The following is a 561-nucleotide window of genomic DNA, read 5'->3' on the forward strand; positions in this document are numbered from 1 at the left end:
GCTTCAACACACTCCTGAGGATATCCTCGCCATCAAATTGTCCCTGCCGGATCAGTTGGCACGGCTCAAGCGGGCGAGTCTGGCTCACCCCATGCCTACCCTGGCCGAGCGCCGGGCGCAGCTGACCAAACTCAAACAGGCATTGCTCGCCCACAAGGGGCAGCTGTGCAAGGCGCTGGCAGCAGATTATGGCCAGCGCAGCCACTACGACAGCCTGATCGCCGATGTGCTGCCCTGCATCATGCAGATCAACTACACCCAGAAGCGGCTCAAACGCTGGATGCAGCCCCACCGCCGTCACACCGGCCTGCTGCTGGCCCCCGCCAAAGTAGAGGTGCACTTCCAGCCACTCGGGGTGGTCGGCATTATCGTGCCGTGGAACTTTCCGGTGATGCTGAGCCTTGGCCCCCTCATCACCGCCATCGCGGCAGGCAACCGGGCGATGCTGAAACTCTCCGAGTTCACTCCCCATACCAATGCCGTGCTGCGCACCATGCTCACCAGCGTATTTGACGAAAACGAGATCGCCATCATCGAGGGAGATGCCCAGATGGCGGCGGC

1 protein-coding gene is annotated in these 561 nt (G+C 62.0%); it reads left to right on the forward strand.

The genetic code is table 11. The annotated features are described in order from the left end of the window. Positions 1 to 22: 22 nt before the first annotated feature. Positions 23 to 561, forward strand: a 539-nt coding sequence (locus tag BN1139_RS12525; RefSeq protein ID WP_041980542.1) for an aldehyde dehydrogenase family protein, incomplete at its 3' end; no start/stop codon positions are given.

The organism is Aeromonas veronii bv. veronii, assembly GCF_000820225.1.
Lineage (GTDB): Bacteria > Pseudomonadota > Gammaproteobacteria > Enterobacterales > Aeromonadaceae > Aeromonas > Aeromonas veronii.